The sequence below is a fragment of the Neisseria bergeri genome, assembly GCA_003044455.1.
Classification (GTDB): domain Bacteria; phylum Pseudomonadota; class Gammaproteobacteria; order Burkholderiales; family Neisseriaceae; genus Neisseria; species Neisseria bergeri.
The window spans coordinates 39,248-53,377 of the sequence record POWY01000006.1 but is presented as its reverse complement, the minus strand read 5'-3'; the positions used below and the strand labels follow the sequence as shown (position 1 = coordinate 53,377).

At 53.4% G+C, this 14,130-nt stretch carries 13 protein-coding genes and 1 tRNA gene; 12 read left to right on the top strand and 2 right to left on the bottom strand.

From position 1 onward, the window contains the following. Positions 1 to 85: 85 nt before the first annotated feature. From DBY86_RS07375 to DBY86_RS07320, 11 genes are all read left to right on the top strand, one after another. Complete coding sequence (locus DBY86_RS07375; protein WP_107819494.1) at positions 86 to 811, top strand: glycosyltransferase family 2 protein; 726 nt, start codon at positions 86 to 88, stop codon at positions 809 to 811. Then, positions 808 to 1,740, top strand: coding sequence for an LpxL/LpxP family acyltransferase (locus DBY86_RS07370; protein ID WP_107819493.1), 933 nt, complete (start codon positions 808 to 810; stop codon positions 1,738 to 1,740). Before DBY86_RS07375 ends, DBY86_RS07370 begins: the two co-directional genes overlap by 4 nt. Continuing rightward, a complete protein-coding gene (locus DBY86_RS07365) occupies positions 1,737 to 2,177 on the top strand; it encodes an acyl-CoA thioesterase (protein WP_107819492.1) in 441 nt (146 codons plus the stop codon). Before DBY86_RS07370 ends, DBY86_RS07365 begins: the two co-directional genes overlap by 4 nt. A gap of 62 nt (positions 2,178 to 2,239) precedes the next feature. After that, on the top strand, positions 2,240 to 2,833 hold the full coding sequence (locus tag DBY86_RS07360; RefSeq protein WP_107819491.1) for an outer membrane lipoprotein carrier protein LolA: 594 nt from the start codon (positions 2,240 to 2,242) through the stop codon (positions 2,831 to 2,833). 16 nt (positions 2,834 to 2,849) lie between these two features. After that, positions 2,850 to 5,156, top strand: a complete 2,307-nt coding sequence (locus tag DBY86_RS07355; RefSeq protein WP_107819490.1) for an MMPL family transporter — start codon at positions 2,850 to 2,852, stop codon at positions 5,154 to 5,156. Between the two features lie 42 nt (positions 5,157 to 5,198). After that, on the top strand, positions 5,199 to 5,723 hold the full coding sequence (locus DBY86_RS07350) for a hypothetical protein (protein ID WP_107819489.1): 525 nt from the start codon (positions 5,199 to 5,201) through the stop codon (positions 5,721 to 5,723). Beyond that, positions 5,720 to 6,922 carry a beta-ketoacyl-ACP synthase gene (locus DBY86_RS07345; RefSeq protein WP_107819488.1) on the top strand — a complete coding sequence of 401 codons (1,203 nt, stop codon included), beginning with the start codon at positions 5,720 to 5,722 and terminating at the stop codon, positions 6,920 to 6,922. Before DBY86_RS07350 ends, DBY86_RS07345 begins: the two co-directional genes overlap by 4 nt. A 53-nt stretch (positions 6,923 to 6,975) precedes the next feature. After that, positions 6,976 to 7,051: transfer RNA gene (locus DBY86_RS07340), tRNA-Ile, on the top strand. 74 nt (positions 7,052 to 7,125) lie between these two features. Then, positions 7,126 to 7,884 (top strand): glycosyltransferase family 2 protein, encoded by a 759-nt coding sequence (locus DBY86_RS07335; RefSeq protein ID WP_107819487.1) that lies wholly within the window; start codon positions 7,126 to 7,128, stop codon positions 7,882 to 7,884. Further along, positions 7,885 to 8,949 (top strand): glycosyltransferase family 4 protein, encoded by a 1,065-nt coding sequence (locus DBY86_RS07330; RefSeq protein WP_107819486.1) that lies wholly within the window; start codon positions 7,885 to 7,887, stop codon positions 8,947 to 8,949. 233 nt (positions 8,950 to 9,182) lie between these two features. Beyond that, positions 9,183 to 10,520 (top strand): sodium-dependent transporter, encoded by a 1,338-nt coding sequence (locus DBY86_RS07320; protein ID WP_107819534.1) that lies wholly within the window; start codon positions 9,183 to 9,185, stop codon positions 10,518 to 10,520. 60 nt (positions 10,521 to 10,580) lie between these two features. On the opposite strand, the gene DBY86_RS07315 is transcribed toward DBY86_RS07320, so the two are convergent. Both DBY86_RS07315 and DBY86_RS07310 read right to left on the bottom strand, forming a co-directional pair. Next, a complete protein-coding gene (locus tag DBY86_RS07315) occupies positions 10,581 to 11,606 on the bottom strand; it encodes an FAD:protein FMN transferase (RefSeq protein WP_107819485.1) in 1,026 nt (341 codons plus the stop codon). A gap of 8 nt (positions 11,607 to 11,614) precedes the next feature. Then, the gene (locus DBY86_RS07310) at positions 11,615 to 12,409 is read right to left on the bottom strand and encodes a thymidylate synthase (protein ID WP_107819533.1); all 795 of its coding nucleotides are present in this window, start codon (positions 12,407 to 12,409) and stop codon (positions 11,615 to 11,617) included. A 383-nt stretch (positions 12,410 to 12,792) separates the two neighbouring features. Here DBY86_RS07310 and gdhA point away from each other — a divergent pair, with 383 nt between their 5' ends. Then, positions 12,793 to 14,127: an NADP-specific glutamate dehydrogenase gene (gene gdhA / locus DBY86_RS07305; RefSeq protein WP_107819484.1), complete on the top strand. Its 1,335-nt coding sequence runs from the start codon at positions 12,793 to 12,795 to the stop codon at positions 14,125 to 14,127. The last annotated feature ends 3 nt before the right edge of the window (positions 14,128 to 14,130 follow it).

The window sequence follows — 14,130 nt, the reverse complement described above, 5'->3', positions numbered from 1 at the left end:
TCGTTCTCTTTGAGCTAAGGCGAGGCAACGCCGTACTGGTTTTTGTTAATCCACTATAAGATTACAGCCTTAACTTGATATAAATATGAACATCCTCGCCCTCATCCCCCATTACAACCACCCGACAACCGTCGGCGCGGTCGCGCGCGGCCTGCGCGCCTGCGGTTTGGACGTGTTGGTCGTGGACGACTGCTCCCGCCCCGACTGCATACCCGTTTTAGAAAATCTGGCTTCAGACGGCATCCGCGTCATCCGCCGCACAAGCAACGGCGGCAAAGGCGCGGCAGTACGCACAGGTTTCGAGGCGGCGGCGGATCTGGGATACAGCCACGTCCTGCAAATCGATGCCGACGGGCAACACTGTTTGGACGACGTGCCGAAGTTCGTCCGTGCCGCGCAACTCAATCCCGAAGCCCTCATCTGCGGTCAGCCGCAATACGGCGGCGACGCGCCCAAATCCCGATTGTACGGGCGCAAAATTACCGACTTTTGGAATATGGTTCACACCTGGTCGTCCGATATTAAAGACGGTATGTGCGGCTTCCGCCTTTATCCGTTGCCGCCTGCGTTGGCGGTCATACGCGGAGAATACGTCGGCAACCGTATGGACTTCGACATCGAAATCCTGATCCGGCTATATTGGCGCGGCATCAAAACCGTGTGGATACCCACGCCCGTCCGTTACGCCGCAGACGGCATTTCCCACTTCCGCACCCTTGCCGACAACATCCTTATCAGCCAAATGCACACACGGCTGTTTTTCGGTATGCTCAAATGGCGTTGGCGCATCTTGAAAGGCATATTCCGATGAACGGCGCGTCCCGGCACTGGGCGGAACAAAACGAACGCGGCAACCGCCTGTTCCTCAAGCTGACGGCGGTGATTGTCCGTTATCTGCCTCCCTTTCTGATGAAACCGTGTATTTGGTTTGTCGTCCTGTATTTCTACCTGACCTCGCCCCGGTCGCGGAAAAACCTCCATACCTACCAAAACCGCCTACGGCACACCTTTCCCGACGCTATGCCGTCTGAAAACCGCATATTCGCGCAGTTTTTGGCATTCGGCGAAGCCGTTTGCGACCGGTTTGCCGTATGGCAGCGCAAAATACGTTACGAAGACCTGATTATCGAAGACCCCGACAACCTGACCGCCGCCATGTATCAAAACGGGCGCGGGCAGATTTTTGCCTGTTCGCACCTGGGCAATACGGAAATCTGCCGCGCACTGGTTTCCCACCACCGAAATTTCAAACTCAACGTCCTCGTACACAGCCGCCACGCACAAATGTTCAACGAAGCCCTGCAACAGGCGGGGGCGGACAAAATCCAACTGATACAGGTAAGCGACTTGGACGCATCGCTGATGATGACGCTCAGCCGGCGCATTGAAGCAGGGGAATGGCTGGCAATCGCCGCCGACCGTATCCCCGTCCGGGGCGAAAAAACCGTAACCGTCGATTTTTTGCAACACCGTACCGAAATACCGCAAGGGGCGTGGATTCTGGCATCGCTGCTGAAAACCAAGGTCAACGCGCTGTTTTGCATCAAACAGGACGGACGCTACCGCCTGAAACTTCGCCCTATGACCGACACATCGGATTGGACGCGGGCGGAACGCACGCAAAAAATCAAAGAATCCGCGCAACATTTCGCCCGCATTTTAGAAGAAGAATGCCGTCTGAACCCGCTGCAATGGTTCAATTTTTACGACTTTTGGCACACGGAGCACCATCCCAGATGAACAAAAAACACATTTTCTGCCGCCACAGCCACACCGTCCGAGTCCCGTTTTTCGATGTCGATCCGATGCGGATCGTCTGGCACGGCAACTACGTCAAATACCTCGAAGTCGCACGCTGTGCCTTCCTCGACAGCATAGGCTACGGCTACGGTGAAATGGGGCGGCGCGGCTTCGGCTGGCCCATCCTCAAAATGGACTTGAAATACATACGCCCCGCACGGTTCGGACAAACCATCCGCATCGATATGGCAATCGTCGAAATCGACACTTGCCTGCGTATCGACTACACTTTGTCCGATGAGCAAACCGGCGAAAAACTGACCCGCGCATCGACCACGCAGGCGGCAGTATCCTTGGAAACCGGAGAAATACAGTTCCAAACGCCGGAAAGCTGGCTCGAAGCCGTACGGAGTCATCCGACTTTCCAAGCCGCATAAGCCCTGCCGTCCGCTTTCAGACGGCATTTTCCGCCCCATTATTGCCACACCGACAGACAACTATGAAAAAATACCTGCTTGCCGCACTCCTTGCCGCAACCGCCCTTTCCGCCTCGGCATTTTCCACTGCCGAACTGGCCCGGATACTGCAAAAACCCGACAACATCCAAGGCAGCTTTATCCAATACCGCCATCTGAAATCCCTATCCAAACCGATGGCTGCAACCGGAAAATTCGTACTGATGCCCAAACGCGGGCTGCTCTGGCAGATGCAGAAACCGTTTGCCGCCACCCTGCGCGTCCGTTCAGACGGCATCAGCCAATGGAACGGTAAAGGCTGGATAATGCCCGACACCGGAAAATTTTCCGGACAAAGCAGGCAAATCAAACTCTTTCTCGACTTGATCGGCGGCGATACGCAAGGGCTGGAAAAACAGTTCGATTTGAAACTCGAAGGGTCGGCGCAAAAATGGACGCTGCAACTCACACCGAAAACACTGGTGATGAAACAAATCTTCAACCATATCGACATCAGCGGGGACAGCGTCGTGCGCCGTATCGAACTGCATGAAAAACAAGGCGACAAAACCGATATGCAGTTTAACGGCATCACCGTCGGCAACCCGCCGGACAAGTTTGCCGAACAATCACTCTGATACCGTCCGAACCGCTATGATCCGCCTGATTTACACCCTGTTGATGTCTGCACTTGCCGTCTTTGTCTGTTACAGCATGACAACGCGCGCCTGGCTGCAGACCGACCTGACCGAACTGCTGCCCCAAAGCAGCCAAGATACCGTTTTGCAGGCGGCGGAACGCGCCGGTGACGCACAAATCAACAGTCAAATCATCCTGCTTGCCGGCAGCCTCCGACCCGAAACCGCATTTCAGACGGCATCGGAAATCGCCGCCTTATGGCGGCAAAGCGGGATATTTTCCGAAGTAAACAGCCAAATTAGCCCCGACCTTGCACAAATTCGCCAAGACATCGGCAGAATCAGTTTAGCCGTCTTACCCGAAGCCCAACGGCGTTTGCTGACCGAAAAACCCGCCGACTATTTCCGCCAACGCGCCGAAGATGCCGCCAACCCGTTTGCCGTATCCCCCCTGCCCTTAGATGAGGACTGGCTGGGTTTCGGACGTTTCGTTGCCGGCAAAATCAATCCCCAAACCCGTCTGCAATGGCATCCCGAAAACGGTATGCTGTTCAACGAAGACAACGGGAAAACCTGGGTTTGGATACGCGCCAAGCTGCCCGACAATGCCCTGCCTCAAGATGCTTTGGCAAACCTGCTCCAAAAAACACAGACATTGGCATCCGACAGGCACACCGAAATCCTGACCGGGGGCGGCGCACTTTTTGCAGCAGCCGCCAAAGCCGATGCAGAAAAAGAAAGCCGGATAATGGGTTTTGCCGGCACCGTCCTGACCATAACCCTCATATTGTGGGTTTTCCGCAGCGCGCGCACCTTTTGGCTGCTGCTGCCGCCTGCGGCAGGCATGCTGGCGGGTTTGGCGGCGACGCTGGCGGTATTCGGGCATATCCACGCCCTGACGCTGGTTATCGGCACAAGCCTGATCGGGATGCTGGCCGATTTCCCGCTGCACTGGCTGACCCCGTCGGTATTCTCATCATGGCAGGCGAAACCGGCGATGAAGCAGGTATTGCCCACCTTTGCCGTCAGCCTGCTGATTACCGTTTCGGGATACGCGCTGCTCTGGTTCACACCTTTGCCGGTTTTACAGCAAACTGCCGTTTTCTCCGGCTTTTCGCTACTTGGCGCATTCGGCGCGACCATCTGCTGGCTGCCGCCCCTGTTTGCCCGTTATCAGGCAAAACCCGTACCTTTTGCCGCCTTGAGTGCCGCGCTCGGCAAACGCATCCAAAAACAACTTCCCCCGTCCTTCACTTATCCCGCAGCAGTTTTCCTGATGGTTTTCGCCGCCGTCGGACTGTGGCGCGGCAACTGGCGCGACGACATCCGCCAATGGGTGAATATGCCGTCCGGACTGTTGTCGCAAATACAAAAAATCGGCACATTGGGCGGAACCGATTTCAGCGGTCAATATCTGGTTGCCGAAGCCGCAAGCGAAGACGCGCTGCTGTTAAAAAATGCCGAACTGCGCCGCGTCCTCGCCCCCCTGATTCGACAAGGCAAACTGAAAGGCATCCAATCGCTGGATCAGTTCATCCTGTCGGCCGCCGAACAAAACCGCCTGAAACAACATTTACGCACCATTGCAGACAAACCCGGCAACTACCGCGCCCTGCACGAATTGGGCATTCCCGAAGACACGCTGAAATCCGCCCTGCTGCAAGCGGCCGACACGCCCGCCCTCACGCTTTCAGACGGCATCGCCCTGCCTCTGGCGCAGGCTTGGAAACCCCTATATCTCGGCGAAGTCGAACCGCACCGTTATGCCTCCGTTATCCGTCTGAACGGCTTGACCGAACCGGAAACCGTCCGCAAAACGGCAGAAACCATTCCGGGAATCAAATGGGCGGACAAGCGCGGCAGGCTCAACGAACTGTTCCGCCATACGCGCAATCAGGCGGCTTGGCTGAAATTGTCGTCTTACCTGCTGGCCTGGCTGCTGCTGTGGCGGCTGTTTGGCGCGCGGCAGGGTGGGAAAATCCTCGCCGTACCCGTCGCTGCCGCCATCGGCACTGTTGCCGTATTGGGTTGGCTGGGCATTCCCGTCAGCCTGTTTGCCATGTTCGGATTGCTGCTGGTTTCCGCCATCGGCATCGATTATGCCGTTTACGCGCTCAATGCCGGACACAGCACCGATGCGCGGCTGGGCGGTATGCTGCTTGCCGCGCTCACGACCGGCATCTCCTTCGTCCTGCTTGCCTTCAGCGGCACACCGGCCGTCGCCGCATTCGGCATAACCGTCGGCATCGGGGTCATATTGAACCTGTGGCTGGCGGCACGGCTGATGTACTCCGTCCCCGATACGCAACATCCACGCCGTTAACCGCCCTGCCGCCGCTTCAGACGGCATTCTTGAAAGGAACTTATGCGCCCGACCACAACCCTGCTTGCCCTATTGACCGCAAAACTGCTCGCCGCCTGCTCCTCATACACCCTACCCGTCCCCCAAACCCAACCACGTCTTGTCGAAGACGTACAATGGTTCAAATGGGAACGCTACAATAAGGGGCAAGAACCGGTACAAACCGGCATACTGGCGGCCGAACAGCTTGAAGACGGCATCCGGTTTGTACAAACCGACATATTGGGCGCACCGGTTTCACGCCAGACTATCAACAGCGGCGGCTGGAAAAATGACGGGTTCGTGATGCCCAATATGCCGTCCCGCCGCCTGTTTGCCGCACTGCTCCCGCTGATAACTGCCGAAAATGCCGCGCCCCCCTATCCCGGCCTCAAACAGGCAGACGGCGGCGCATCCTTCTGCAAAGAAGGAACATTGTTCCGTTACCGCAATCGAGACATATGGTGCGTCAACCATACCGGCGGGCAATTTTTGATTACCCTACCCGACCAAACCCGCTGGTCGGTTACACCGATTGAACCATTATGAACATACCTGTTTACCTCGGAAGCCCTGCACTCACCAGCGCATTGGGCAGCGGACTGCACACCCACATCGATGCCCTGCTGTCCCCTTCTTCCAAACCGGCACTGACATTTTCATCCGACTGGGTTGACGGCAAAAACCTTGCCTTCGGTATGGTAAAAGAAACCCTGCGCCCCTTTTCAGACGGCACGCCCGCACACTGCCGCAGCCGCACCAACCGGCTGCTTTGGCACACGCTCGAACAAATCGAACCGCAAATCCGCGCCGCCATACGACGATACGGCGCAAACAGAATTGCCGTCGTTATCGGCACATCCACCGGCGGCGCGGACGAAAACATCCCGATGTTCGAACAGGCAGTACAGGGAAAAGCCTGGCAAGACCTCACGTTCAACCAATGCCAACACCTTATGAACGCGCCCGCCGATTTCATTGCCGACGCTTACGGGCTGAACGGTCTGCGTTATGTCGTTTCCACCGCCTGCACTTCCGGCGCGCGCGCATTAATCAGTGCCGCACGCCTGCTTCGCGCCGGTATGTGCGATGCGGTCGTCTGCGGCGGCGCAGACACACTCTCGCCGCTGACCGTCAATGGATTCGCCTCACTGGAAGTCTTGTCCCCAAACATTGCCAATCCTTTCTCCGCCAACCGTGACGGCATCAATATCGGCGAAGGCGCAGCCGTATTCATCATGACGCGCGATGCGGATTTTTCCGGCGGTATGCGGCTTCTGGGTTATGGCGCAAGCAGCGATGCCTACCATATTTCCACGCCGCGCCCCGACGCTCAAGGCGCAATCCTCGCCTTTCAGACGGCATTGCAACACGCAGACCTTGCGCCCGAAGACATCGGCTGGATTAATCTGCACGGCACTGGGACGCACCACAACGACAGTATGGAAAGCCGCGCCGTTGCAGCGGTTTTCGGCAACAATACGCCCTGCACGTCCACCAAGCCGCAAACCGGACACACGCTGGGCGCGGCGGGCGCAATCGAAGCCGCGTTCGCGTGGGGCATTGCCGACCGGCAAAGCAATCCCGAAGGAAAACTTCCGCCCCAGCTTTGGGACGGGCAGAACGACCCCGACCTGCCCGCCATCAACCTTACCGGCGGCAACAACTTCTGGACAACGGAAAAACACATTGCCGCCAGCTCGTCGTTTGCCTTCGGAGGAAGCAACTGCGTTTTACTCATCGGATGAAATAAGTTTGTCAATCCCACCGCTATGCTATACAATACGCGCCTACTCTTGACGGGTCTGTAGCTCAGGGGTTAGAGCAGGGGACTCATAATCCCTTGGTCGTGGGTTCGAACCCCACCGGACCCACCAATTCCTAAGCCCAGACGTATGTTTGGGCTTTTTTGCCGCCCTGTGAAACCAAAATGCCTTGAGAAACCTTGATAATGAAAAAAGTCAGCGTATTGATTGTTGCTAGAAATGAAGCAAACCACATTCGGGAATGTATTGAAAGTTGCCGTTTCGATAAAGAAGTTATCGTTATCGACGACCACAGCACCGACAATACTGCCGAAATTGCCGAGAATTTGGGTGCAAAAGTCTTCAGACGGCATTTGAACGGGGATTTCGGAGCGCAAAAAACATTTGCCATCGAACAGGCAGGCGGAGAATGGGTTTTCCTGATTGATGCAGACGAACGCTGCACGCCAGAACTATCTGATGAAATCTCAAAAATTGTCCAAACCGGCGATTATGCCGCCTATTTTGTCGAGCGCCGCAACCTTTTCCCTAACCATCCCGCCACACACGGCGCGATGCGTCCCGACAGCGTATGCCGTTTGATGCCGAAGAAAGACAGTTCGGTGCAAGGCAAAGTACACGAAACCGTACAAACCCCCTACCCCAAACGCCGTCTGAAACATTTTATGTACCATTACACGTACGACAACTGGGAACAATATTTCAACAAGTTCAACAAATACACTTCCATCTCAGCCGAGAAATACCGGGAGCAGGGAAAGCCCGTGAGTTTTGTTAGGGACATTATCCTCCGTCCGATTTGGGGTTTTTTCAAAATTTATATCCTGAACAAAGGGTTTCTTGATGGAAAAATGGGTTGGATTATGTCCGTCAACCACAGCTATTACACGATGATTAAATATGTCAAACTATATTATCTGTACAAATCCGGCGGAAAATTTTAAATGGAAAAAGAATTCAGGATATTAAATATCGTATCGGCCAAGATTTGGGGCGGGGGCGAACAATATGTCTATGATGTTTCAAAAGCATTGGGACTTCGGGGCTGCACCATGTTTACCGCCATCAATAAAAATAATGAGTTGATGCACAGACACTTTTCCGAAGTTTCTTCCGTTTTCACAACGCGCCTTCACACGCTCAACGGACTGTTTTCGCTCTACGCACTTACCCGCTTTATCCGGAAAAACCGCATTTCCCACCTAATGATACACACCGGCAAAATTGCCGCCTTATCCATACTTTTGAAAAAACTGACCGGGGTGCGCCTGATATTTGTCAAACATAATGTCGTCGCCAACAAAACCGATTTTTACCACCGCCTGATACAGAAAAACACTGACCGCTTTATTTGCGTTTCCCGTCTGGTTTATGATGTGCAAACCGCCGACAATCCCTTTAAAGAAAAATACCGGATTGTTCATAACGGTATCGATACCGGCCGTTTCCCTCCCTCTCAAGAAAAACCCGACAGCCGTTTTTTTACCGTCGCCTACGCCGGCAGGATCAGCCCGGAAAAAGGATTGGAAAACCTGATTGAAGCCTGTGTGATATTGCATCGGAAATATCCTCAAATCAGGCTCAAATTGGCAGGGCACGGACATCCGGATTATATGTGCCGCCTGAAGCGGGACGTATCTGCTTCGGGAGCAGAACCATTTGTTTCTTTTGAAGGGTTTACCGAAAAACTTGCTTCGTTTTACCGCCAAAGCGATGTCGTGGTTTTGCCCAGCCTCGTCCCGGAGGCATTCGGTTTATCATTATGCGAGGCGATGTACTGCCGAACGGCGGTGATTTCCAATACTTTGGGTGCGCAAAAGGAAATTATCGAACATCATCAATCGGGGATTCTGCTGGATAGGCTGACACCTGAATCTTTGGCGGATGAAATCGAATGCCTCGTCTTAAACCCCGAAGCAAAAAACGCACTGGCAACGGCAGGGCATCAATGCGTCGCCGCCCGTTTCACCATCAACCATACCGCCGACAAATTATTGGATGCAATATAAACTGCTTTCAGACGGCATATGCCGTCTGAAAGCCCATCATGCAACAAACCGCCAAATTATATTCACTCATTGAAAAAAAAAACCTGAAATATATCCTTCAAAATAAGAAAATCCCAATATCCCCCGATATCGCGCAGCCTATTGGCAAAGTTTTGCAGCGTCTTCCCCGGCTTGTGCCGCCGCGTCAAGTGCTTTGTTACAATGCACTACCTTCACATTTCTTAATAAATTTTATGAGTAACCATACTTCTTGGTCGTCCAAAATCGGTTTCGTACTTGCTGCGGCAGGTTCGGCCATCGGTTTGGGCGCGATTTGGAAATTTCCTTATACGGCAGGCACCAACGGCGGCGCGGTGTTTTTCCTGCTGTTTTTGATATTTACTATCTTGGTCGCCCTACCCGTTCAGCTTGCCGAATTTTATATCGGGCGCACGGGCGGTAAAAATGCCGTCGATTCCTTCAGGGTTCTGCGTCCGGGCACGCAATGGCTTTGGGTCGGGCGCATGGGCGTTGCCGCCTGCTTTATTTTGCTGTCGTTTTACAGCATAGTCGGCGGATGGGTATTGAATTATGTCGTCCACAGTTTCACGGGGGCGGTTCATACCGGCGCGGACTTTGAAGCCCTGTTCGGCACAACGATTTCCAATCCGGCAGGTTCGCTGTTTTATCAGGCACTGTTTATGCTGATTACGGTTTGGGTGGTCAAAGGCGGCATTTCAGACGGCATTGAAAAGGCAAACCGTTATCTGATGCCAGGGCTGTTTATCCTCTTTATTGCGCTGGCAATCCGTTCGCTGACGCTGCCGGGTGCAATGGAGGGCGTGTCTTTCCTGCTCAAACCGAATTGGTCGTACTTTAAAGCCGATACGATGATTACGGCTTTGGGACAGGCGTTTTTTGCCTTGAGCATCGGCGTTTCCGCCATGATTACCTACGCTTCGTATTTGGGAAAAGATCAGGATATGTTCCGTTCCGGCCATACGATTATGTGGATGAACCTCTTGGTTTCCCTGCTTGCCGGTCTGGTGATTTTTCCAGCGGTATTCGCCTTCGGTTTTGAACCGAGCCAGGGGCCGGGATTGATTTTTATCGTATTGCCCGCAGTGTTTATGAAGATGCCGTTCGGTACGGTTTTGTTTGCGGTATTTATGCTGCTGGTCGTTTTCGCCACGCTGACTTCGGCATTTTCGATGTTGGAAACGGTCATCGCCGCAACCATCCGCCAAGACGAGCGCAAACGCAAAAAACACACTTGGCTTATCGGCACAGCCATTTTCATTGTCGGCATCCCATCCGCGCTGTCTTTCGGCGTATGGGGTGAGTTTAAGGTTTTCGGCAAAACCATTTTTGATTTGTGGGACTACCTGATTTCAGCGGTCATTATGCCTGTCGGCGCGTTGGGCGTTGCCGTATTTACCGCCTGGATTCAGGACAGGCAGTCTGTGTTGAAAGATGCCGGATCGGGCAGCACCGTACCCCGGGCAGTGCTGCTGCTGTGGCTGAATACCTTGCGCTACCTTGCCCCGATCGCCATTATTATTGTTTTCATCAATTCTTTGGGCATCCTTTAAAAGCCATCCAAACAGCAAAATGCCGTCTGAAAGCCTTTCAGACGGCATTTTGCTTCAGGTTCAGCCTATTTCGTTCAAAGTATTGTCCGGCATGACCAGCCAAACCTTAAGCCGCCTGCTTTCGGCAACCGACCGTATCAGCGGCAAATCCATCACGGAAAACGCCGTCGACAAGGCATCGGCAACCGCCGCATCATCCGCCATTACGCTCATGCTTTTATAACGCGGCGTACTCACGCCGGTTCGCGGATCGAACAAATGGGTAAACCTGCCCGCTTTGTCCATCACCGTCCCATAGCCGCCCGAAGTGGCAAACGCTTTGTCTTTCATGACAACCGTCGCCAACACGCCTTCTTCGTTATCTGGGTTACGGATACCGACATTCCAAGTCCGTTTACCGTTTGTATCAAACCCGCGGATTTCACCCATATCGGCCAAAGCAGCAGGCACGCCGTTTGCCCTCAGCAACGCGACGACCTTATCCGTAATATAGCCTTGCGCGATGCCGTTCAAGGACAAACCCATACCCTTTTCGGCAAAACGGATTTCACGGTCGTCAAACACCAATTTGTCAAAGCCGACCCGCTTCAAGGCTTCCTTCACGCTATTTTCCGATGGCGGTGTTTCCGCATCAGGATGGGCGGCAAAATAATCGGCATACAGTTTCCACAAAACCTGAACTGTCGGATCAAATGCCCCGCCGGTCAAAGTATGCATATCCCGACAAATGCTCAACAGTTCCAAGAAATCCGCCGGCGGCGAAATCAGATAACCGTCCCTGTTCAGACGGCTGATCAAACTGTCTTCACGGTAAAGGCTGAACATTTTTTCCAAACGCGCCACTTCCGCCAAAACCTTGTTGACCAAATCTGCCGCCTGTCTGTCGTCCACACCGAACAGGCGCAGCTCCGCGCCGGAACCCAGCGTGACACCTTTCCAGAAAAACACATTTTCATCGCGTTTTTCATCCCCGTTGCGTTTTTCGCCGCCGGCGGCAAAAGGATTCGGCAAAAAAGAAACCGCCGCGCCCGCCACAACAACGGCGGCAGCCGTCAAAAAACGCCTGCGCCCGAAATGCCTGCCCATACCGCCTCCTAAACCGACACTGCCGCCTTGATATGCGGATGAGGATCGTAACCTTCCAACTCAAAATCTTCAAATTTGAAGGCAAACAAATCTTTGACTTCAGGATTGATTTTCATCACAGGCAAGGTGCGCGGTTCGCGTTCCAATTGCAACTCTGCCTGCTCGAAATGGTTGCGGTACAAATGCGCATCGCCAAACGTATGGATAAACTCACCGGCTTCCAATCCGCACACTTGCGCCATCATCATGGTCAACAATGCGTAGCTGGCGATGTTGAACGGTACGCCAAGGAAAATATCCGCACTACGCTGGTAAAGCTGGCAGGACAGTTTGCCGTCGGCAACGTAAAACTGAAACAGCGCGTGGCAAGGCGGCAAGGCCATCTCATCGACCAAAGCCGGATTCCACGCCGACACAATCAGGCGGCGCGAATCGGGATTTTTCTTGATTTGTTCCACCACATTGGCGATTTGATCGATATGCCTGCCGTCGGGTGCGGGCCAGCTGCGCCATTGGTAGCCGTAAACCGGGCCCAAATCGCCATTTTCGTCCGCCCATTCGTCCCAAATGGAAACATTGTTGTCCTTCAGGTATTTGATATTGGTATCGCCTTTGAGAAACCACAGCAGCTCGTGGATTATCGAGCGCAAATGCAGCTTTTTGGTCGTCAGCAGCGGAAAGCCCCTGCCCAAGTCAAAACGCATCTGATAACCGAATACGGAGCGCGTGCCCGTACCGGTGCGGTCTGATTTGTCCGTACCGTTGTCGAGGACGTGGCGCATCAAGTCCAAATAGGCCTTCATCATCATCTTTCATCAAATTAAACGGAGCATATTATAACATTTCCGGATAATGCCCAAAACACAGGTTCAGGCAGGCAGGATTGTTGACAATCTCAATCCTTTTCCACAGTAAAAGCAGGCGTGAAAACAAAATTACCTTGATTGGAATCAAAAAATCCAGTTTAATTACTTGAAATAAAATTCCAATAATATTTTTATTTTCAAAATTAATTTATGATTATTGATTAATTATTGGCAATAAACATCAAATATCAAAAATATGGAAAAAATAATGTCAACAATTTGTGCAAAATCAGACTTGGCATCAGAAAAAAATAGGTTTATATTGCCAACTACAAATTCGTTTTCCCATTAGTACAACATCAATCAAAAGGAGTATCCGAATGACTGACTTGAACACCCTGTTTGCCAACCTCAAACAACGCAACCCCAATCAAGAGCCGTTTCATCAGGCGGTTGAAGAAGTCTTCATGAGCCTCGATCCGTTTTTGGCACAAAATCCGAAATACACCCAGCAAAGCCTGTTGGAACGCATCGTCGAACCCGAACGCGTCGTGATGTTCCGCGTAACCTGGCAGGACGATAAAGGTCAGGTTCAAGTCAACCGCGGCTACCGCGTGCAAATGAGCTCCGCCATCGGCCCTTACAAAGGCGGCCTGCGCTTCCACCCGACCGTCGATTTGGGCGTGTTGAAATTCCTCGCTTTTGAACAAGTCTTCAAAAACGCGCTGACCACCCTGCCTATGGGCGGCGGCAAAGGCGGTTCGGATTTCGACCCCAAAGGCAAATCCGATGCCGAAGTGATGCGCTTCTGCCAAGCCTTTATGACCGAACTCTACCGCCACATCGGCGCGGACACCGATGTTCCAGCCGGCGACATCGGCGTAGGCGGACGCGAAATCGGCTACCTGTTCGGACAATACAAAAAAATCCGCAATGAATTCACTTCCGTCCTGACCGGCAAAGGTTTGGAATGGGGCGGCAGCCTCATCCGCCCCGAAGCGACCGGCTACGGCTGCGTCTATTTCGCACAAGCCATGCTGCAAACCCGTAATGACGGCTTTGAAGGCAAACGCGTACTGATTTCAGGCTCCGGCAACGTGGCGCAATACGCTGCCGAAAAAGCCATCCAACTGGGCGCGAAAGTACTGACCGTTTCCGACTCCAACGGCTTCGTCCTCTTCCCCGACAGCGGTATGACCGAAGCACAACTCGCCGCCTTGATCGAGCTGAAGGAAATACGCCGCGAACGGGTTTCCACCTACGCCAAAGAACAAGGTTTGCAATACTTTGAAAACCAAAAACCGTGGGGCGTTGCCGCCGAAATCGCCCTGCCCTGCGCGACCCAAAACGAATTGGACGAAGAAGCCGCCAAAACCTTGTTGGCAAACGGCTGCTACGTTGTTGCCGAAGGTGCGAACATGCCGTCGACTTTGGGCGCGGTCGAGCAATTTATCAAAGCGGGCATCCTCTACGCCCCGGGCAAAGCCTCCAACGCCGGCGGCGTGGCGACTTCGGGCTTGGAAATGAGCCAAAACGCCATCCGCCTGTCTTGGACGCGCGAAGAAGTGGACAGCCGCCTGTTCGGCATCATGCAAAGCATCCACGAATCCTGTCTGAAATACGGCAAAGTCGGCGACACAGTAAACTACGTCAATGGTGCGAACATTGCCGGTTTCGTCAAAGTTGCCGATGCGATGTTGGCGCAAGGCTTCTAAGTA

Excerpts from the sequence above, each read along its gene's own strand:
- DBY86_RS07360 (WP_107819491.1), top strand. The coding sequence starts at position 2,240 with ATGAAAAAATACCTGCTTGCCGCACTCCTTGCCGCAACCGCCCTTTCC.
- DBY86_RS07355 (WP_107819490.1), top strand. The coding sequence starts at position 2,850 with ATGATCCGCCTGATTTACACCCTGTTGATGTCTGCACTTGCCGTCTTT.
- DBY86_RS07375 (WP_107819494.1), top strand. The coding sequence starts at position 86 with ATGAACATCCTCGCCCTCATCCCCCATTACAACCACCCGACAACCGTC.
- DBY86_RS07320 (WP_107819534.1), top strand. The coding sequence starts at position 9,183 with ATGAGTAACCATACTTCTTGGTCGTCCAAAATCGGTTTCGTACTTGCT.
- DBY86_RS07315 (WP_107819485.1), bottom strand. The coding sequence starts at position 11,606 with ATGGGCAGGCATTTCGGGCGCAGGCGTTTTTTGACGGCTGCCGCCGTT.
- DBY86_RS07345 (WP_107819488.1), top strand. The coding sequence starts at position 5,720 with ATGAACATACCTGTTTACCTCGGAAGCCCTGCACTCACCAGCGCATTG.
- DBY86_RS07365 (WP_107819492.1), top strand. The coding sequence starts at position 1,737 with ATGAACAAAAAACACATTTTCTGCCGCCACAGCCACACCGTCCGAGTC.
- gdhA (WP_107819484.1), top strand. The coding sequence starts at position 12,793 with ATGACTGACTTGAACACCCTGTTTGCCAACCTCAAACAACGCAACCCC.
- DBY86_RS07350 (WP_107819489.1), top strand. The coding sequence starts at position 5,199 with ATGCGCCCGACCACAACCCTGCTTGCCCTATTGACCGCAAAACTGCTC.
- DBY86_RS07335 (WP_107819487.1), top strand. The coding sequence starts at position 7,126 with ATGAAAAAAGTCAGCGTATTGATTGTTGCTAGAAATGAAGCAAACCAC.
- DBY86_RS07370 (WP_107819493.1), top strand. The coding sequence starts at position 808 with ATGAACGGCGCGTCCCGGCACTGGGCGGAACAAAACGAACGCGGCAAC.
- DBY86_RS07310 (WP_107819533.1), bottom strand. The coding sequence starts at position 12,409 with ATGAAGGCCTATTTGGACTTGATGCGCCACGTCCTCGACAACGGTACG.
- DBY86_RS07330 (WP_107819486.1), top strand. The coding sequence starts at position 7,885 with ATGGAAAAAGAATTCAGGATATTAAATATCGTATCGGCCAAGATTTGG.